Annotated in this window: 18 protein-coding genes; 15 read left to right on the plus strand and 3 right to left on the minus strand. The window is 69.5% G+C overall.

The features are described 5' to 3' along the window. Window positions 1–204: 204 nt before the first annotated feature. From ABZW96_RS03025 to ABZW96_RS03070, 10 genes are all read left to right on the plus strand, one after another. Window positions 205–894, plus strand: coding sequence for an HAD-IA family hydrolase (locus ABZW96_RS03025; protein WP_355070739.1), 690 nt, complete (start codon window positions 205–207; stop codon window positions 892–894). Window positions 895–1,018: 124 nt separating this feature from the next. After that, entirely contained in the window at window positions 1,019–1,444 is a 426-nt protein-coding gene (locus ABZW96_RS03030; protein WP_355070741.1) for a hypothetical protein, read from the plus strand. 57 nt (window positions 1,445–1,501) lie between these two features. Beyond that, on the plus strand, window positions 1,502–3,511 hold the full coding sequence (uvrC, locus tag ABZW96_RS03035; protein WP_355070743.1) for an excinuclease ABC subunit UvrC: 2,010 nt from the start codon (window positions 1,502–1,504) through the stop codon (window positions 3,509–3,511). A 111-nt stretch (window positions 3,512–3,622) separates the two neighbouring features. Further along, the gene (gene rapZ / locus ABZW96_RS03040) at window positions 3,623–4,603 is read left to right on the plus strand and encodes an RNase adapter RapZ (protein ID WP_355070745.1); all 981 of its coding nucleotides are present in this window, start codon (window positions 3,623–3,625) and stop codon (window positions 4,601–4,603) included. Beyond that, on the plus strand, window positions 4,600–5,646 hold the full coding sequence (gene yvcK / locus ABZW96_RS03045; RefSeq protein WP_355070747.1) for a uridine diphosphate-N-acetylglucosamine-binding protein YvcK: 1,047 nt from the start codon (window positions 4,600–4,602) through the stop codon (window positions 5,644–5,646). Before rapZ ends, yvcK begins: the two co-directional genes overlap by 4 nt. Then, window positions 5,637–6,620, plus strand: a complete 984-nt coding sequence (whiA, locus tag ABZW96_RS03050; RefSeq protein WP_043693711.1) for a DNA-binding protein WhiA — start codon at window positions 5,637–5,639, stop codon at window positions 6,618–6,620. Before yvcK ends, whiA begins: the two co-directional genes overlap by 10 nt. A 199-nt stretch (window positions 6,621–6,819) precedes the next feature. After that, window positions 6,820–7,839 (plus strand): type I glyceraldehyde-3-phosphate dehydrogenase, encoded by a 1,020-nt coding sequence (gap, locus tag ABZW96_RS03055; RefSeq protein ID WP_040867484.1) that lies wholly within the window; start codon window positions 6,820–6,822, stop codon window positions 7,837–7,839. Window positions 7,840–7,844: 5 nt separating this feature from the next. Further along, the gene (locus ABZW96_RS03060; protein ID WP_355070753.1) at window positions 7,845–9,059 is read left to right on the plus strand and encodes a phosphoglycerate kinase; all 1,215 of its coding nucleotides are present in this window, start codon (window positions 7,845–7,847) and stop codon (window positions 9,057–9,059) included. A 2-nt stretch (window positions 9,060–9,061) separates the two neighbouring features. After that, window positions 9,062–9,847: a triose-phosphate isomerase gene (gene tpiA, locus ABZW96_RS03065; protein ID WP_355070754.1), complete on the plus strand. Its 786-nt coding sequence runs from the start codon at window positions 9,062–9,064 to the stop codon at window positions 9,845–9,847. A 139-nt stretch (window positions 9,848–9,986) separates the two neighbouring features. Further along, window positions 9,987–10,628, plus strand: coding sequence for a DUF1579 family protein (locus ABZW96_RS03070; RefSeq protein WP_355070755.1), 642 nt, complete (start codon window positions 9,987–9,989; stop codon window positions 10,626–10,628). Between the two features lie 9 nt (window positions 10,629–10,637). Here ABZW96_RS03070 and ABZW96_RS03075 read toward each other — a convergent pair whose 3' ends face one another. Next, window positions 10,638–11,420 (minus strand): META domain-containing protein, encoded by a 783-nt coding sequence (locus ABZW96_RS03075; RefSeq protein ID WP_355070757.1) that lies wholly within the window; start codon window positions 11,418–11,420, stop codon window positions 10,638–10,640. Window positions 11,421–11,674: 254 nt separating this feature from the next. Between ABZW96_RS03075 and ABZW96_RS03080 the strand changes: the two genes are divergently transcribed. The 3 genes from ABZW96_RS03080 to secG are packed head-to-tail and all read left to right on the plus strand — an operon-like array spanning window position 11,675 to window position 14,517. Further along, window positions 11,675–12,619: an EamA family transporter gene (locus ABZW96_RS03080; protein ID WP_355070759.1), complete on the plus strand. Its 945-nt coding sequence runs from the start codon at window positions 11,675–11,677 to the stop codon at window positions 12,617–12,619. Beyond that, the gene (locus ABZW96_RS03085; RefSeq protein WP_355070761.1) at window positions 12,585–14,228 is read left to right on the plus strand and encodes an MFS transporter; all 1,644 of its coding nucleotides are present in this window, start codon (window positions 12,585–12,587) and stop codon (window positions 14,226–14,228) included. Before ABZW96_RS03080 ends, ABZW96_RS03085 begins: the two co-directional genes overlap by 35 nt. Before the next feature lie 55 nt (window positions 14,229–14,283). After that, window positions 14,284–14,517 carry a preprotein translocase subunit SecG gene (secG, locus tag ABZW96_RS03090; protein WP_014351691.1) on the plus strand — a complete coding sequence of 78 codons (234 nt, stop codon included), beginning with the start codon at window positions 14,284–14,286 and terminating at the stop codon, window positions 14,515–14,517. On the opposite strand, the gene ABZW96_RS03095 is transcribed toward secG, so the two are convergent. Beyond that, window positions 14,504–15,637: a YbfB/YjiJ family MFS transporter gene (locus ABZW96_RS03095; RefSeq protein ID WP_355070764.1), complete on the minus strand. Its 1,134-nt coding sequence runs from the start codon at window positions 15,635–15,637 to the stop codon at window positions 14,504–14,506. The genes secG and ABZW96_RS03095 overlap by 14 nt on opposite strands. 69 nt (window positions 15,638–15,706) lie before the next feature. On the opposite strand from ABZW96_RS03095, the gene ABZW96_RS03100 reads away from it, so the two are divergent. Continuing rightward, window positions 15,707–16,540, plus strand: coding sequence for a LysR family transcriptional regulator (locus tag ABZW96_RS03100; RefSeq protein WP_355070766.1), 834 nt, complete (start codon window positions 15,707–15,709; stop codon window positions 16,538–16,540). Here the strand turns inward: ABZW96_RS03100 and ABZW96_RS03105 are convergent, their stop codons facing one another. Next, window positions 16,541–17,395: an SDR family NAD(P)-dependent oxidoreductase gene (locus ABZW96_RS03105; protein ID WP_355070768.1), complete on the minus strand. Its 855-nt coding sequence runs from the start codon at window positions 17,393–17,395 to the stop codon at window positions 16,541–16,543. Window positions 17,396–17,449: 54 nt separating this feature from the next. Between ABZW96_RS03105 and ABZW96_RS03110 the strand changes: the two genes are divergently transcribed. Then, window positions 17,450–18,439 (plus strand): alpha/beta hydrolase, encoded by a 990-nt coding sequence (locus tag ABZW96_RS03110; protein ID WP_355070770.1) that lies wholly within the window; start codon window positions 17,450–17,452, stop codon window positions 18,437–18,439. The last annotated feature ends 24 nt before the right edge of the window (window positions 18,440–18,463 follow it).

Consider the following 18,463-nt stretch of genomic DNA (forward strand, 5'->3'; position numbering starts at 1 on the left):
TAGTGCGAACGCCGCCGCCGCGGCGACCCAAGTTCCTCGCTTGCGCCCCATGCCGGGACTCTAACGCTCGGTACCGACAGCCGCGCCGGTTTCCTTCCCACCGGCGAAATCCCCCTGGCCGCAGCGTGTGTCGAGGTCGAGACGGTATGGGTGGTCGCCGCGTGCACCGGCGGTGCGCCATGCTCGGCCGGTAGGCTGGGCCGAGTGGCGATCGAGGCGGTGCTGTTCGACTTCTCCGGGACCTTGTTCCGCCTGGAGGCCGACGAATCCTGGTACGCGGACCTGACGCGGCCGGACGGGCAGGCGTTCGACGTGGACGAGAAGGCCGAGATCATGCGGCGGATGACGGCGCCGGTCCACCACGTCATCGAATTCGACGACGAGACGCAGTACGCCTGGGACCACCGCGACCTGGACCCCGCGCTGCATCGCAAGGTGATGATGAAGGTGCTGCGCACATCGGGAGTGCCCACCGACGAGGACGCCGAACGACTGTACGCCCGGCTGCTGGACCCGCTGGAGTGGACGCCGTACCCCGACAGCGAAGCCGTCCTCGATCTGCTTGCGGCGCAGGGCGTTCCGGTCGCGGTGGTGAGCAATATCCCGTTCGACATCCGTCCGTCGTTCGCGGCCCGCGGCTGGGATCGGCTGGTCGGCGCGTTCACCCTCTCCTACGAGGTCGGTGTCATGAAGCCCGATCCGGAGATCTTCCGTTCCGCCTTGGGCGAACTGGGTGTGGCCGCCGAGTCCGCGCTGATGATCGGCGACAGCGCCGAGGCCGACGGCGGCGCCGAGGCGCTGGGCAGCCGCTTCGCTCTGGTCGAGGCCCTGCCCACCACCGAGCGCCCGGACGCGCTGCTGGCCGCGCTGCGGCGGCACGGTCTCGTGGAGTAACCCGCCCGGATCCCGCCCGGTTCATTTGCCGAAGTCGAGATGTGCGGGATGTCACCGTGTTACGGTGCGATTCCGGCGTGTTCGAAGGTGCGCCGGAAGGTTCGGTACCAACGGGGGTACGGCTGTGAGCTTGGCGTTCTCCGGTGAGGAGCCCTCCGTCGGCGTGGAAACGGCCATGCCGGCGGCGGTTCGGGACGTGCGGGAAGCCGTCGCCGGGATGGCGGGATTCGGACTCGCCTATCCCGTGCTGATGAATCTGACGCGCGGCGGCGACGCGGCCGCCACGGCATCCACCCAGTTCTGCGTCGCGTGGGCGCTGGGGCTGCTCGTGCTCGGATTCGCCGAGGGCGCGCCGGCCGTCCGCAAGCTGACGATCGCGCTGGCGCTCCTGCAGGCGGTCGTCGGGTGCTGGGCGATCAGGGACCTCGCGAGCGTCCCGCCCGTCGTCGGCGTCGTCGCCGCGGGGTACTCGGTGGCTACCTCGGTGGCCGTCGTGCACCTGCTGTGCCGTCCGGAAGCCAAGGGCTGGTTCGGCGTCCCCGTGCCATGACCGCAGCCGGGAGCCGCCGTCGGCCGGGCTGTCGGTCCCGGTCTATACGCTGGATGGGTGGCAGATCCAGCGACGTACCGGCCCGCGCCGGGCACGATCCCCGTCGAACCCGGTGTCTACAAATTCCGGGACGCCCATCGGCAGGTCATCTACGTCGGCAAGGCCAAGAGCCTGCGCAGCAGGCTGAACTCGTATTTCGCCGACGTCGCCGGGCTGCATCCACGCACAAGGCAGATGGTCACCACGGCCGCGAGCGTCGAGTGGACGGTCGTCTCCACCGAGGTGGAGGCGCTGCAGCTGGAATACAACTGGATCAAGGAGTTCGATCCGCGCTTCAACGTCCGCTACCGCGACGACAAGTCCTACCCGGTACTCGCCGTCACCTTGAACGAGGAATATCCGCGGTTGTTCGTCTACCGCGGCGCGCGCCGCAAAGGCGTCCGCTATTTCGGCCCCTTCGCCCACGCTTGGGCCATCCGCGAGACGCTCGATCTGCTGCTGCGAGTGTTTCCCGCGCGCACCTGCTCCAACGGAGTCTTCCGGCGGCATAGTCAGATCGGGCGTCCCTGCCTGCTCGGCTACATCGACAAATGCTCGGCCCCGTGCGTCGGGCGGGTGAGCGCCGAAGAACACCGCGCGATCGTCGACGACTTCTGCGACTTCCTCGCAGGCCGCACCGATCGCTTGGTCCGGGAGCTGGAGCGCCGCATGCACGCGGCCGCCGAAGACCTGGACTTCGAGACCGCCGCCCGGCTGCGCGATGACGTCCAGGCGCTGCGCCGCGCGCTGGAGAAGCAGGCGGTGGTGCTCGGCACGGGCACCGACGCCGACGTCATCGCCTTCGCCACCGACGAACTGGAAGTGGCGGTGCAGGTCTTCCATGTGCGCGACGGCCGAGTGCGCGGCCAGCGCGGCTGGGTGGTCGACAAGTCGGGCGACGCGGTCGACGTCCCGGAGGCGGGCGGGGAACTCGCCGCGCTGGTCGAGCAGTTCCTCACCCAGTTCTACGGCGAGCAGGTCGCGGTGGCCGAGCAGGCGGCCGACGAGCAGCCCGCCGCCGTGGTGCCCCGGGAAGTACTCGTGCCCGAGTTGCCCGCCGACGTCGAGCAGATCCAGCAGTGGTTGTCGGACCTGCGCGGTTCGGCGGTGAAGCTGCGCGTGCCCCAGCGCGGGGACAAGAAGGCGCTGGCCGAGACCGTGCAGCGCAACGCGATGGAGGCGCTGGCCCAGCACAAGCTGAAGCGAGCGGGCGATCTGACGTCGAGATCGCAAGCGCTGCAAGAGATCCAGGACGCCCTCGAGCTGGACACCGCGCCGCTGCGCATCGAGTGCGTCGACGTCAGCCACGTGCAGGGGACCGATGTGGTCGCCTCGCTCGTGGTCTTCGAGGACGGTCTGGCCCGCAAGTCGGAGTACCGCCACTACACGATCCGGGAGGCGGCGGGCGAAGGCCGCTCCGACGACGTCGGCAGCATCGCCGAGGTGACCCGTCGCCGGTTCCTCAAGTTGCGTCGCGAGCGCGACATGATGGAGCACGAGGACCTCGCCGCGACCGGAAGCGACGACGACGCGCTGGACCTCACCTCCCGTCCCGGCATCGATCCCAGCACCGGACGCCCGCGCAAGTTCTCCTATCCGCCCAACCTGTTCGTCGTCGACGGCGGCGCGCCCCAGGTCGCCGCGGCGGCCGAGGTGCTCGACGAGCTGGGCATCACCGATGTCGCGGTGGTCGGCCTGGCCAAACGGCTCGAGGAGGTGTGGGTGCCCGGCGAGAGCGACCCGGTGATCCTGCCGCGCACGAGCGAGGCGCTGTATCTGCTGCAACGGGTCCGCGACGAGGCGCACCGCTTCGCCATCACGTTCCATCGCAGCAAACGCTCCCGCCGGATGACCGCTTCGGCCCTGGACTCGGTGCCGGGGCTCGGAACGGCGCGCCGGACCGCGCTGGTCACCCATTTCGGATCGGTGGCCAAGCTGAAGCAGGCCACGGTCGAGGAGATCACCGAGGTGCCCGGCATCGGGTTGGCGACCGCGAAAGCGGTCCTTGCGGCGCTCGAGTCCGAATAGTCAGTCGACAGTGCACCGGAAGTTTCGGTTTCGCGTACGTTGTGTCTGCGGCCGATACCGAAACCGGTGCGCGATGATCGGAAGGCACCCCAGAGACGGATCCGGTAGGACATGACACGCGTCGAATCGAACAGCAGTGCGGGCAACCCGCCGACGAGCGCGGGACGAGTGGCCTCGTCCAGCGCCGTCGGCGGGGCGAACCCGCAGGTCGAGGTCGTGATCGTGACCGGGCTCTCTGGCGCGGGCCGAGGCACCGCCGCCCGTGTGCTCGAGGACCTCGGCTGGTACGTGGCCGACAACCTGCCCCCAGAGCTGTTCGGGCGGATGGTGGAGCTGGGTGCTTCCGCCAAGCCGCCGATCCGCCGTCTCGCGCTGGTCATGGACGTGCGCAGCCGGTTCTTCACCGGTGATCTGTCGGTGGTCACCGAGCAGTTGCGGACGCTCGGCGTGCGCACCAGGGTCCTCTTCCTCGAGGCATCCGATGACGTGCTGATCCGCCGTTTCGGTTTCGCGCGGCGGAGGCATCCGCTGCAGAGCGAGAGCAAGGACGGCACGCTGTCGGCAGGCATCGCCGCCGAGCGGGTGCGGCTGTCCGCCGTGAAGGCCGCCGCCGACCTGGTGATCGACACCACCGAGCTGTCCATCCATCAGCTGCACCGCAAGATGGAGGAGGCCTACGGCGGCGGCGCGCCCTCCGCGTTGCAGCTCACCGTGCAGTCGTTCGGCTTCAAGTACGGAGTTCCGCTGGACGCCGACATGGTGTTAGATGTCCGTTTTCTACCCAATCCGCATTGGATACCGGAGTTGCGGGAACATACCGGTCAGGAGACGGTGGTCAGCGAGTACGTGCTGTCGCGTCCCGGTGCGGAGGATTACCTGCGTACCTGCCACCACCTGGTCGAGCTGACCACGAACGGTTACCGCCAAGAGGGGAAGCGATACATGACGGTCGCAGTGGGCTGCACCGGAGGCAAGCACCGGAGCGTCGCGATTGCCGAGGCACTGGGCGAGTTGATGAGCGAGGTCACCGGCGGCGCGGAGGAGTCCGCCGACGTGGTCCGGGTCGTGCATCGAGATCTGGGGCGAGAATGACCGGTTGGGAATCCAATCCCAGCATCGTCGCGCTGGGTGGCGGACACGGCCTGTACGCGACACTGACCGCGGTGCGGCGGCTGACCAGGAAGATCTGCGCGGTGGTCACCGTCGCCGACGACGGCGGCTCCTCGGGGCGACTACGCGCCGAGTTGGGTGTGCTGCCGCCGGGCGATCTCCGGATGGCGCTGGCCGCTTTGGCCGCGGACGCCGACGGCGTCTGGACGCGGACCGTGCAGCATCGGTTCGGCGGAACCGGCGCGCTGGCCGGGCACTCCGTGGGCAACCTGATCCTGGCCGGGCTCACCGAGGTGCTCGGCGATCCGGTGGCCGCCCTGGACGAAGTCGCCCGCATGTTGCGCATCACCGGCCGGGTGCTGCCCATGTCGCCGATCGCGCTGGACATCGAGGCGGATGTATCCGGGCTGGAGGCCGATCCGCGGGTGAGCCGGTGCATTCGCGGCCAAGTTGCCATCGCCACCACGCCGGGTAAGGTGCGGCGGGTGCGGCTGATTCCGTCCGATCCACCGGCCGGTCCGGAGGCGACCTCGGCGATCGAACACGCCGATGTCGTGGTGCTGGGCCCGGGATCGTGGTTCACCAGCGTGATTCCGCACGTCCTCGTCCCCGAGCTACGGGAGGCCCTGGTGTACACCAGGGCGCGGAAAGTGCTGGTGCTCAATCTCGCCGCGGAGCCGGGGGAGACCGCGGGGTTCTCCGCGGAGCGGCATTTGCATGTATTGTCCCAGCACGCACCGGAATTCGTCGTCGATGAGGTGCTGGTCGATTCCGGCTGCGTGCCGGAGGGCCGCGAGCGGGAACATGTGGCCAGGGCTGCCGAACAGTTGCGGGCACGAGTAACCTTCTCCGATGTCGCCGAAGCGGGAACGGACCGGCATCACCCCGGAAAGCTTGCCGCCGCACTGGATCAACTGATCCGGCAACCTCGGCCGCAAATGGCAGGGCTTCGAGTCGAGGGACGGCACATGGGTCAGGATGTGCGTTCCGGGTTGGGTGGAAAGGAGCGCGTCCCGTGGCGATGACAGCCGATGTGAAAGACGAGCTGAGCAGGCTCACGGTGTCGCAGGTGAGTTCCCGCAAGGCGGAACTGTCCGCTCTGCTGCGTTTCGCGGGTGGCCTGCACATCGTCGGCGGCCGGGTGATCGTCGAGGCCGAGGTGGACATGGGGTCCATCGCGCGCAGGCTGCGCCGGGAGATCTTCGAGCTCTACGGCTATGGCTCCGACGTGCACGTGCTCGGCGCGGGTGGACTGCGCAAGACCTCCCGGTACGTGGTGCGGGTGTCGAAGGAGGGCGAGGCGCTGGCCCGGCAGACCGGTCTGCTCGATGTCCGCGGCCGTCCGGTGCGCGGCCTGCCCGCGCAGGTGGTCGGCGGCAGCATCGCCGACGCCGAAGCCGCTTGGCGCGGTGCGTTTCTCGCCCACGGCTCGCTCACCGAGCCCGGACGTTCCTCGGCCCTCGAGGTCAGCTGCCCCGGCCCCGAGGCGGCGCTGGCGCTGGTCGGCGCGGCCCGTCGGCTCGGCATCACGGCCAAGGCGCGGGAGGTACGCGGCACCGATCGCGTGGTGGTGCGCGACGGTGAGGCGATCGGCGCGCTGCTGACCAGGATGGGCGCGCACGGCACCAGGATGGTGTGGGAGGAGCGCAGGCTGCGCCGCGAGGTGCGCGCGACCGCGAATCGGCTGGCCAACTTCGACGACGCCAATCTGCGCCGCTCGGCGCGTGCCGCGGTCGCCGCGGCGGCGCGGGTGGAACGCGCGCTGGAGATCCTCAGCGACGACGTGCCCGATCATCTCGCCGCCGCAGGCCGGTTGCGAGTGCAGCACCGGCAGGCCTCGCTGGAGGAACTCGGCCAGCTCGCCGATCCGCCGATGACGAAAGACGCTGTCGCGGGCCGCATCCGGCGGCTGCTGTCGATGGCCGACCGGCGGGCCAAGGAACTGGGCGTACCGGACACCGAATCGGCCGTCACGGCCGAACTGCTCGACGAAGCCTGAGCTCACGTTTCCCGCGATCCCCACGCCGCCCCCGGCGCGGGGATCGCGGCGTTTCCGGCGGCCGGAACTCGTCCTGGTCGGGCGTCTGACCAGGCATCCCCGCGCTCACGAAAGCCAGGTGCGTGTCGGAGAGGTCACGGCAGGACGTTAGTGTGAGTGGACATCGGAATGATCCGCTGGAAAGTTGAGGAGCGATAACGTGACTGTCCGTGTAGGCATCAACGGCTTCGGTCGTATCGGACGTAACTTCTTCCGGGCGGTGGAGGCGCAGAAGGCGCTCGGCACCACCGACATCGAGATCGTCGCGGTCAACGACCTCACCGACAACGCGACCCTCGCGACCCTGCTCAAGTACGACTCGATCCTGGGCCGTCTGCCCCAGGACGTCTCGCTCGACGGCGACGACACCATCGTGGTGGGCGACCAGCGGATCAAGGCGCTGGCCATCAAGGAGGGCCCCGCCGCGCTGCCCTGGGGTGACCTGGGCGTCGACGTGGTCGTCGAGTCCACCGGCATCTTCACCGATGCCACCAAGGCCAAGGGCCACCTGGCCGCGGGCGCCAAGAAGGTGATCATCTCCGCGCCGGCCAAGGGCGAGGACATCACCATCGTCATGGGTGTCAACGACGACAAGTACGACGGCAGCCAGAACATCATCTCCAACGCCTCGTGCACCACCAACTGCCTCGGCCCGCTGGCCAAGGTGCTCAACGACGAGTTCGGCATCGAGCACGGCCTGATGACCACCATCCACGCCTACACCCAGGACCAGAACCTGCAGGACGGCCCGCACAGCGACCTGCGCCGCGCCCGCGCCGCCGCGCTGAACATCGTGCCCACCGGCACCGGCGCCGCCAAGGCCATCGGCCTGGTGCTGCCCGAGCTGCAGGGCAAGCTGGACGGCTACGCGCTGCGCGTCCCGGTGCCGACGGGCTCGGTCACCGACCTGACCGCCACCCTGCGCAAGTCGGCCTCGATCGAGGAGATCAACGCCGCCTACAAGGCCGCCGCCGAGGGCCCGCTGAAGGGCATCCTGAAGTACAACACCGACCCGATCGTCTCCAGCGACATCGTCACAGACCCGGCCTCCTCGATCTACGACGCGCCGCTCACCAAGGTGATCGACAACCAGGTCAAGGTCGTGTCCTGGTACGACAACGAGTGGGGCTACTCCAACCGTCTCGCCGATCTCATCGGCCTCGTCGGCAAGTCGCTCTGACGCGCATGGCTGTCAAGACACTCGCGGATCTGCTCGACGAGGGTGTCGAGGGCCGGGGCGTACTGGTGCGCTCCGATCTGAACGTGCCCCTCGACGACCAGGGACAGATCACCGACCCGGGCCGCATCATCGCCTCGGCGCCGACCATCAAGGCGCTCGCTGAAGCGGGCGCCAAAGTCGTCGTGACCGCGCACCTCGGTAGGCCGAAGGGCGGACCGGACCCGAAGCTTTCGCTGGCGCCGGTGGCCGCCAGGCTCGCCGAGGAGCTGGGCCGCAACGTGCAGCTCGCCGGTGACGTGGTGGGCCAGGACGCGCTCGCGCGGTCCGAGGGCCTCACCGACGGCGACGTGCTGCTGCTGGAGAACATCCGCTTCGACCCGCGCGAGACCAGCAAGGACGACGCCGACCGGGCCAAGCTGGCCGCGGCGCTGGTCGAGCTGGTCGGCGACGACGGCGCGTTCGTCTCCGACGGGTTCGGTGTGGTGCACCGCAAGCAGGCGTCGGTGTACGACGTCGCGCAGTCGCTGCCGCACTACGCGGGCAAGCTGGTCGCGGCCGAGGTCGAGGTACTGGCCAAGCTGACCGAGACGCCGGACCGGCCGTACGCGGTCGTGCTCGGCGGGTCCAAGGTCTCCGACAAACTGGCGGTCATCGAAGCGCTCGCGCCGAAGGTCGACACGCTGGTGATCGGCGGCGGCATGTGCTTTACCTTCCTTGCCGCACAGGGCCTTTCGGTAGGCGCCTCGCTGTTGCAGCAAGAGATGGTCGACACCTGCAAGCGACTGCTCGAGCAGTACGCCGACGTCATCCACCTGCCGCGCGACATCGTGGTGGCCGACAAGTTCGCCGCGGACGCGGAGACGAAAATCGTGCCCGCGCACGAGATCCCGGACGGCTGGCTGGGCCTGGACATCGGCCCGGATTCGGTTGACCGCTTCTCGGCGCTGCTGACCGAGGCGCGGACCGTGTTCTGGAACGGGCCGATGGGCGTGTTCGAGTTCGAGAAGTTCGCCGCGGGCACCCGCGGGGTGGCCGAGGCGATCGTGACGGCTACCGGCAAGGGCGCGTTCACCGTGGTCGGCGGCGGCGACTCGGCCGCGGCCGTGCGGGCGCTCGGCCTGCCCGAGGACGGCTTCTCGCACATCTCCACCGGTGGCGGCGCGTCGCTGGAGTACCTGGAGGGCAAAGAACTGCCCGGTATCGCGGTGTTGGAGGGCTGAGCATGGCACGCAAACCGCTCATCGCGGGCAACTGGAAGATGAACCTCAATCACCTCGAGGCCATCGCCCTGGTGCAGAAGATCGCATTCGCCCTGCCGGAGAAGTATTTCGACAAGGTGGACGTGGCGGTGATCCCGCCGTTCACCGACCTCCGCAGCGTGCAGACGCTGGTGGAAGGGGACAAGCTCCTGCTCACCTACGGTGGCCAGGACGTCTCGGTGCACGAGTCGGGCGCCTACACGGGCGAGATCAGCGCGAGCATGCTCGCCAAGCTGGGGTGCGCCTTCGTCGTGGTCGGGCACTCCGAACGGCGGCAGTACCACAACGAGGACGACGCCACGGTGCTGGCCAAGGCCAAGCAGGCGCTGAAGCACGGGATCACCCCTATCGTGTGCATCGGCGAGGGCTTGAACGTCCGCGAGGCGGGCACGCACGTCGAGTACAACCTCGAGCAACTGCGCGGTTCGCTGAAAGGCCTGACGGCGGAAGAGATCTCGAAGGTCGTCATCGCCTACGAGCCGGTGTGGGCGATCGGCACCGGCAAGGTCGCCACCCCCGCCGACGCGCAAGAGGTCTGCGGCGCGATCCGCGGGGAACTCGAGAAGCTCGCCTCGCCGGAGGTCGCGGCGGGCGTCCGCGTGCTCTACGGCGGGTCGGTGAACGCCAAGAACGTCGGAGAACTGGTCGCGCAGAGCGACATCGACGGCGCACTGGTCGGCGGCGCTTCGCTCAAGGGTGACGAATTCGCCACTCTCTCCGCCATCGCCGCGGGCGGCCCCCTGCCCTGATACGGCGCTACACGCGACAGCCCGGTACCGCCGCTCCCGCGATGCCGGGCTGTTCGGCGTTTCCCAACGGTGAACCGCGGGCCCCATCCGGCCATGCGATGATTACGCAGCTCGATTCGCCAGTCGGACAAGGATTTCCGTGATAGCACGCAAGCTGTACGCCGCACTCCCGGTCGCGCTCGTCGCGCTGGCCACCCTCGCCGGCTGTTCCGGGGACGCCTCGCATGACGATCACGTCCACCAAGACGCGGCGCAGGCCACCCCGGCAGCGGTGCAGCAGCAGGACGCCGGGCACCGCAGGCTGAACCAGCTGGTGGGGGAGTGGAAGGGCGAGAAGTCGACCTACATCGCGGGCGGCACGGCGGAGAACCCGATCCGAAGCGAGATAGTCTCGCGGTGGGTGTGGATCGCCGAGACCGGCGGTAATTTCCTGCGGGAGGAAGCGACGGGAGTCTTCGGCGACAAGCCGTACTATCGGCTCGGTTTGCTCGGATTCGCACCGACGGATAACCGCTACGAGTGGACGACCGTCGACAGCGTCACGCCGATGACGATGAGTTACAAGGGCGCGAAGAACAGTGGCGGCGACACCGATATCGTCATGGCCGGGGAATTCACCGACCCCGGTGTGCTCGGGCCGCAGTTCGTCGGCAAGACCATCCCTATGCGCACGGTGATCCGGCCGGAGTCGGCCGATCGGGTGGTGATGGAGATCTACTTCGCGCCGCCCGGCGAAGCGGAGCGGGTCGCCGATCGCGTGGTACTCACGCGGAAGAAGTAGCGGGCACGTTCACTGCGCGTGCAGGACCAGTCCCGCGCCGTTGTCGTTGCGCACGGTCAGCGTGTCGGCGTCCACCGTGGCGGTGGTCTTGCCGTCCAAAGCTTTCAGAACGGCCTGCTCGACCTCCATCACCTCCGGCGAGCACATCATCTTCGTGGTGGCGATCCTGAAGGTGATCCGGGTGCCGGACACCTCGGCGCTGCCGGTCATGCGGTTGCATCCGGCGTTGCCGGAGACGCCGTTGTCCTCGGCGATGACGAGCGTCGGCTGCGCCTCGTCGAGAGCGCGTGAGCGGACCTGGCTGTTGTCGGTGATGAGCGCGGTGACCAGCCACTGCGTGCCCTTGACCGGTTTGTCCGGCCGGGCGATCTTCTTGTCGAGCAGAGTCACGGTGCGATCGGGGCTGTGCAGCGTGAGCCGGGTGTCCTCGAGCCGCCAGCTGGGCTCGGAATTCAGCAGCCCGCTGAGCCACTCGTCGGCGCCGTGCCGATTGTCCTCGCAGGCCATGAGGGTGGTGGCCAGGCCGGACACGTGGAGGACGTGGTCGTCGAAGGAGACCGCGCCGGTGAACTTGTTGCAGCCCGCGTCCGCGGCGATGCGGCTGTCGGTGAAACCGAGCGTCAGCGGACCGCCCCCGGGAATCGGAGTGCCCTGGACATCGGTCGAGAGGAAGGTGCGGCCCGCCGGGGTCGGTTCGTCGGCGCCCCGCTTCGGTTCGCCACTCGAGCACCCGGTGATCGCCAAGAGGGCGAGCAGGACGACGGGTCCCAGCCGCGCCAAGTGTGCCACCATGCGGCGATGCTACCGATGATGCGCCGTCGCACCCGGATTTCGACGGTCGCGGCGTCGATGACTCGCCCCCACGCCTCGTACTCGTACTAGCATCTGTGCCGTGCACCGATGCTTCCCCATCACCCCGCCGCCCGCCTCCTGAGCGAGGTGTAGGTATCCAGCGCGCCACCGATCGGTGAGCGCGCGCTTCTCGGCATCGCTGTGCACCTCGCTTCCGCGACCCCATCCCTTTTGTCGCAGGAGCGCGATCCTTCATGTCCTCATCTGTATCCTCGGCCGGCCGTTCCGGGCTGGTCCACCTCGTCGGCGCCGGAATCCTTTGGGGCACCGGCGGTTTACTCGGCACGCTGTTGCACCGGGCCACCGGCCTGTCGCCCGTCGCGGTCGCCACCTGCCGCCTCGGCGTCGGCGGGCTGCTGCTGGTGGTCCTGCTCGCGGGAACGCGGCGGCCGTGGCCGCGAGATCCCCTGGCGTGGCGGCGGATCGGTGCGGTGGCCGGACTCGCTGCGGTTTTCCAGGGCGCCTATTTCGGCGCCGTGACGGCGTCGTCGGTGAGCCTCGCCACATTGCTCACGATCGGCATGTCGCCGGTGGTCGTCGCCGTGCTCGAGCACTGCACCGGAAGGCGTGCGGTGGACCGGCGCAGGGCGGCGACCATCGGCATCGCCCTCTGCGGACTGGCTCTGCTGGTCGGCGTGCCGACCGGCCACGCGGGCGCGGGCGGGTTGCTGGCGGGTGCGGCGCTCGCCTCGACGGCCGCGGCGGCGTTCGCGACGGTCACCGTGATCAACGCGGCGCCGGTACCGGGGCTCGACGCGATGACCACCACGGGCCTCGGGTTCACCGGAGGCGCGCTGTTGCTGGCTCCGCTCGCGGCTACCAGCGGTGTGGCGTTCGACCCGACGCCTCGCAGCGTCGCGCTGGTGCTCTTGCTCGGGCTGGCGCCGACCGCGGTGGCCTACACCCTGTACTTCCGCGGGCTGGCGGCGGCCGGTCCAGGGATCGCCGCGGTGCTCGCCCTGCTCGAGCCGCTGACGGGGGCGGTGCTGGCGGCGGTGGTCCTGGGCGAACGCCTCACCGCGTCGGGACTGGCGGGCGCCGCCTTGCTGATCGCCGCGGTGCTGCTCGCGGCGACCCAGGCACGACCGGCGGCACAGGCGCCGGATGCGGCGTCGGGGCGGTGTCTGTCCCACGACTAAGCTTCGGCGAGTGACGACCGCCGCGACGCTCCCGATTTCCACGTGGGCGCCGCTGCGTTCTCCGATCTACCGGGCGCTGTGGGTGGCGCAATTGGTGTCGAACCTGGGCACCTGGATGCAGACCGTCGGCGCGCAGTGGATCATGGTCGACCAGCCCAATGCGGCGGCGCTGGTGTCGTTCGTGCAGACCGCGATCACGCTTCCGGTGATGCTGCTGGCCATTCCGTCCGGCGTGATCGCCGACCTGCTGGATCGGCGCAGGCTGCTGCTCGGCGCGCAATCCGCGATGGCGGTGCTGGCCATGGTCCTCGCGGTCTCGACCGCGACCGGGCACACCACGCCGGCGGTGCTACTCACCTTGCTGTTCCTGCTCGGTTGCGGTCAGGCGCTGACCGCACCGGCCTGGCAGGCGATCCAGCCGGAACTGGTCCCGCGCGAGCAGATCCCGGCGGCGTCGGCGCTGGGCAGCATGAACATCAATATCGGAAGGGCGGTGGGTCCGGCGCTGGCCGGTGTGCTGGTGTCGCTGTCCGGGCCGACGCTGGTGTTCGGGTTGAACGCGGTGTCGTTCGTCGGCATCGTCGCGGTGCTGACGGTGTGGCGCCGCCCCGCGACCGATCGGCGCCTGCCCACCGAGCGTCCGCTGGCGGCCTTGCAGGCGGGCACCCGGTTCATCCGCGCGGCGCCCGCCATTCGCCGGGTGCTGTTGCGCTCGATCCTGTTCATCGCACCCGCCAGCGCGGTGTGGGCGCTGCTGCCGGTGATCGCGCGGGATCAACTCGGGCTGTCGTCGTCCGGGTACGGCCTCATGCTCGGCGCCCTCGGCATCGGCGCGGTGCTCGGCGCCGCGGCGCTGTCACGGTTGCGCGCGTGGTTGACCCCCACACAGCGGTTGACCACCGCCGCGATCCTGTTCGGACTGGCCACGGCGGGCACCGCGCTGCTGCACGTCGTGCCGGTGGTACTGCTGCTGCTGGTGTTCGCGGGACTGGCCTGGCTGCTGGCGATGTCCACCATGAACTCGACCATGCAGCTGCTGCTGCCGTCCTGGGTGCGTGCCCGAGGGCTCTCGGTGTATCTGCTGGTCTTCATGGGTGGGCAGGCGATCGGCTCGCTGGTCTGGGGCGTGGTCGCAGGCGCGATCGGCTCGGTGCCCGCGCTGCTGTGGGCCGCCGGGCTGCTGGCGTTCTGCGCGGTGAGCACGGTGTGGCTGCCCATCCGCAACGATCCCGAGTTGCTCGATCTCACCCCTTCGGCGTTCTGGCCGGAACCCGAGCTGGTGGTCGAACCCGATCCCGACGACGGCCCGGTGCTGATCCTGCGCGGTTACGACGTCCCGGAGGGGTGTGTCGAGGAATTCCTCACCGCCATGGCCTTCGTCGGGCGGTCCCGGCAACGCACCGGAGCGATGGAATGGCGCCTGTATCGCGACGTCGGGGTGATCGACCGGTATGTCGAGGCGTTCGTCGTGCGGTCCTGGGCCGAGCACATGCACCAGCACCAGGTCCGGCTCACCGCTCAGGACCAGCTGCGGGAAGAGGCCGTCGCGAAGTTCCGCGCCGACGAAGCGGAGCAGGTCACCCATCTGGTCGCGGTCGACCGGCGCTAGCGCCCGCCGAGTGCCTGATTCGGTGCCGTCGCATCGACCGCATACACTGTCCGGCATGCGGATGTTCCTGGATATCCTCCTGATCATCACCAGCGTGCTGCTGGTGCTGCTGGTGCTGCTGCACCGCGCCAAGGGTGGAGGTCTGTCCAGCCTGTTCGGCGGCGGCGTGCAGTCCAGCCTGTCCGGGTCCACCGTCGTGGAGAAGAACCTCGACCGCGTCACCATCTTCACCGGCCTCATCTGGCTGATCGCCATCCTCGGCATCGGCCTGGAGATCAAGTTCGCCTGATCCCGGCGGTCACCGCTCCTGCCGTCAGCGCCGCCGCGCCGAGCACCACCGCGGCGATGACGAACGCGGCGGAATAGCTCGTCCCGAGCACAGGGGCCACCATCACGGGGCCGAGGATCTGGCCCGCGCCGTAACCGGCCGTCAGCGGCGCCGCGGCGCCATCGGTCAACTCGGCGCCGACCCGCATCGCGAGCATGACGATGCCGACGAACGTCCCGCCGAACACGGCCGCCGCCGTCACCGCGGCCCAGAGCGCGCCGGACACGGCCGGGAGCACGGCCGATACGCATTGCGCCGCCAACGCGACGGGTAACAGCAGCGCCGAAGACCAGCGCCGGGCGGCCACGCTCCACAGCACGGTCGAGACCGAGGCTGCCGCGCCGACGACGATCCACATCGCCGAGCCGGCCATCGGCCCGCGTTCCGCGCTGACCGCCGCCACCGCGAAGGTTCCGATCACGATGTACCCGAGGCCTTCGAGGAAGTAGGCGACGAGCAGGGCGCGCCAGACGCGCGAGCCGCGTGCCGCACCGCGTGGGACGCGCTGTCCGGGACGAAGATCCAAGCGCCACACGGGCATCAGCAGGACCGCGGTGAGCGCCGCGGAGACCAGCCACAACATCTGCCAGGACACCACCGGCCGCAACGCCAGCACCAGCAGGCCGGTCCACGCGATGCCGAATCCGATGCCGCCGAACACTATTCCCGCCGACTGCCTGCCGCTGCCGGGACGGCTCGCGAAACCGGCGCAAGCGACGAAGATCACCGCGCTGGCGACGCCCGCGACCAGGCGCAGCACGGCGGGGAACAGGATCGGCCCCGGCGCCGCCATCAGCGCCTCGCTCGCGATCAGCAGCGCTGCCGACGCCAGGAAGACCCTGCGGTCGTGCAGCGCCGGACGCCAGGTGAGCAGCAGCGCGCCGAGCAGATAACCGGCGTAGTTCGCGGTCGCGATCAAGGCGCCGTCGTGCGCGGTGATGCGGTGCGCGTCGACCATGAGCGGTAGCAAGGGGGTGTAGACGAAGCGCCCCACCCCCATCGCGGCGGCCAGGCCGGATGCCGCGGCCACCGCGGGAGCGAGGCCGCGGCGCTGGGGTGCGGCGAGGGCAACAGTGGTCACGGTTCGACCGTAAGAGCGCAGGGCGGCGCTCCGGAAATGCTTTCCACGCACGATGTATACGCTCGACGCATGGATATCGAGTTGCGGCATCTGCGGGCCTACCTCGCATTGTGCGAGGAGGCGAACTACACCCGCGCCGCGACCCGGCTGCACCTGAGCCAGCCCGCCTTGACCAGGACGATCCAGCAACTGGAGCGCTCGGTCGACTGCCGGTTGGTGGAGCGCACGTCCCGGCGGTTCGCGCTCACCGCCGAGGGCGCCGAATTGCTGGCCCACACCCGCCGCATCCTGGCCGACGTCGACGGGGTCGCCGCGGAACTGCGTTCGCGCGCCACGCTGGACGTCGGATTCTCCTGGTTGCTGCCGGACGCTTGGTTCGCCGCGACCCGTCGTCGTTACGAGGAACAGGGCGGCCGGATCACCCTACGGCGCGTGGACGATCCGCTCGCCGCGCTCGATGAGCGGACGGTCGATATCGCCATCTATCGCAAGGAGGCCCGGCTACCGCGTCACCTGGCGTCGCGGATCATCGCGACCGAACGGCGGGTGCTCGCGGTGGCCACCCACTCGCCGCTGGCGAGTGCGCCGCGCCTGTCCTGGTCGGAACTGGCCGATCGGCCGCTGGTGGTCAACACCGTCTCGGGCACCACCGACGCGGCGTCCTGGCAGCCGGTCGACCCGGATCGCGTCGTCATCACCTGTACGAACTTCGACGAATGGATCGAGTTGGTGGCGGCCGATCGCGGTATCGGCGTGGTGCCGGATCTGGCGCGCACCAGGGCGCCGCACCCTGGCGTGGTCTATCTGGACATCCCCGACGCGCCGCCCTCACACGTGTACGTGGCGTGGCGCGCCAGGCCGGTCCCGCCACGCTCGGTGCAGCGCTTTCTCGGGGCGTTCTGATCACGGTCGGTCGACGCGATGAATGCGCCCGTCGATGTCGGTGAACCCGTAGTACTCGGCGAGATCCGCTACCGGCCAGGGCAACCCGGTGCGGGAGCGACGCCCCGCGTCGGTGGCGAGCGCGACGACGGCGCGGCCGGTGAAGCGCGGTGTCTGCGCGTCGCCGAGATCGAAGGTGCCCTCGCCGGGCAGCGTGACCAGCCGCCTGCCGTCGGTGCCTGCCGGAACCAGTTGCAGCAGTTCGGTGTCCACGATGCCGGGCCAGAGCGAGACCACGGTGACCTCGGTACCGGCGAGGTTGTGCGCCATGTCGGCGGTGAGCCGGTCCACGGCGGATTTCGCGACGCCGTAGACCGCGTTGTGCATGTACCGGCGCGCGCCTGGCGACGAGATATTGACGATCAGCCCGCCCGACTCGATCAACAGCGGCGCGGCGAAAAAGCTTGCCACGTAATGGGATCGGACGCCCACGTCGAACGACTCGTCCCATGCCGCAGGCGGGACCTCCCAGAACGGCTTGCCCAGCCAGCGGGCCGCGGCGGGGGAGTTGTAGACGTTGTTCACCAGCACGTCCAGCCTGCCGTGCTCGGTGCGGATCAACTCGAACAGCCGCTCCACCGCGTCGTCGTCGCGGTGGTCGCACACGAACGGGATGCCGCTCCCGCCCGCGGCATCGATTTCCGCGGCCGTGGCGTGTACGGTGCCGGGTAGCCGTCCCTGCGCCGCCGAGCGGCCGGTGACGAACACCGTGGCGCCCGCGGCGCCCAGCTCCAGTGCGATGCCCTTGCCTATGCCGCGGCTGGCGCCGGTGACCACCGCGACCTTGCCTTCGAGCCTTTCGGGTATTCCGCTCACGAAACCGGAACATTACCGTGAAACGATAACGTGTTCTAGGCTTTGGAGGCCCGAGTGGAGCTGACGCATCGGTTCGTGACGACCGGCGGGGTCCGTATGCACGTCGCCGAGCAGGGAACAGGACAGCCGGTGGTCTTCTGCCACGGCTTCCCGCACACCTGGTACATCTGGCACCGCCAGCTGCCCGCGATCGCGGCGGCCGGGTATCGCGCCATCGCGCCGGATCTGCGCGGTTACGGACAGACCGATGTCCCGGCCGATCCGGAGGAGTACACCAATCGCGCGGTCTGCGGTGATCTGCTCGCTCTGCTCGATGACATCGGCGCCGAGCAGGCGGTGTTCGTCGGCTTGGACTTCGGCGCGGCGCTGGTGTGGGAACTGGCATTACGCGCGCCGGAGCGGGTGCGCGGCATCATCGTCCTGAACAATCCGTTCGCGCCACGCCCGCCGCGTGCTCCGTCGCAGCTGTGGGCCAAGGCGGCGGCCCGGCACTTCCTGCACCTGCACTACTTCCAGACCCCCGGCCCGGCGGACGAGGAACTCGGCGCACGTCCCCGGGAGTTCCTCGCCCGCGTGTACTACGCGCTGAGCGCCGACTATCACTACCTGGACACCTGGCGTTTCCCGGCGGAGGGCACCGGTTATCTCGACGTGCTGCCGGAGGCGCCCGCGCTGCCGTGGCGCTGGCTCGGCGCGGACGAGCTGGACGTGCTGACACGGGATTTCGAACGCACCGGATTCACCGGCGGACTGAACTGGTACCGCAACTTGGATCGCAACTGGGAGCTCACCGCCGACTACGCGGACGCGAAAGTCACCGCGCCCGCTTATTTCCTGTACGGCGACCGGGATCCCGACATGGAAGGTTTCAGCGGCCGCGATCCGCTGGCGACCATGCGCGGGCACGTCGCCGACCTGCGCGCGGTGACCGAGATAGGCGGCGCGGGCCACCTCGTCCAGTTGGAGCGGACCGAGCAGGTGAACGCGTTGCTCACCACTCATCTCGCCCATCTGGCCGCGCATCCGGCCGGGCTTCCGGCCTGAGCCGAAACGCGTTCGGGCTCAGCG

The sequence above is a fragment of the Nocardia sp. NPDC004168 genome, from assembly GCF_040610355.1.
GTDB classification, from domain to species: Bacteria; Actinomycetota; Actinomycetes; order Mycobacteriales; family Mycobacteriaceae; genus Nocardia; species Nocardia sichangensis.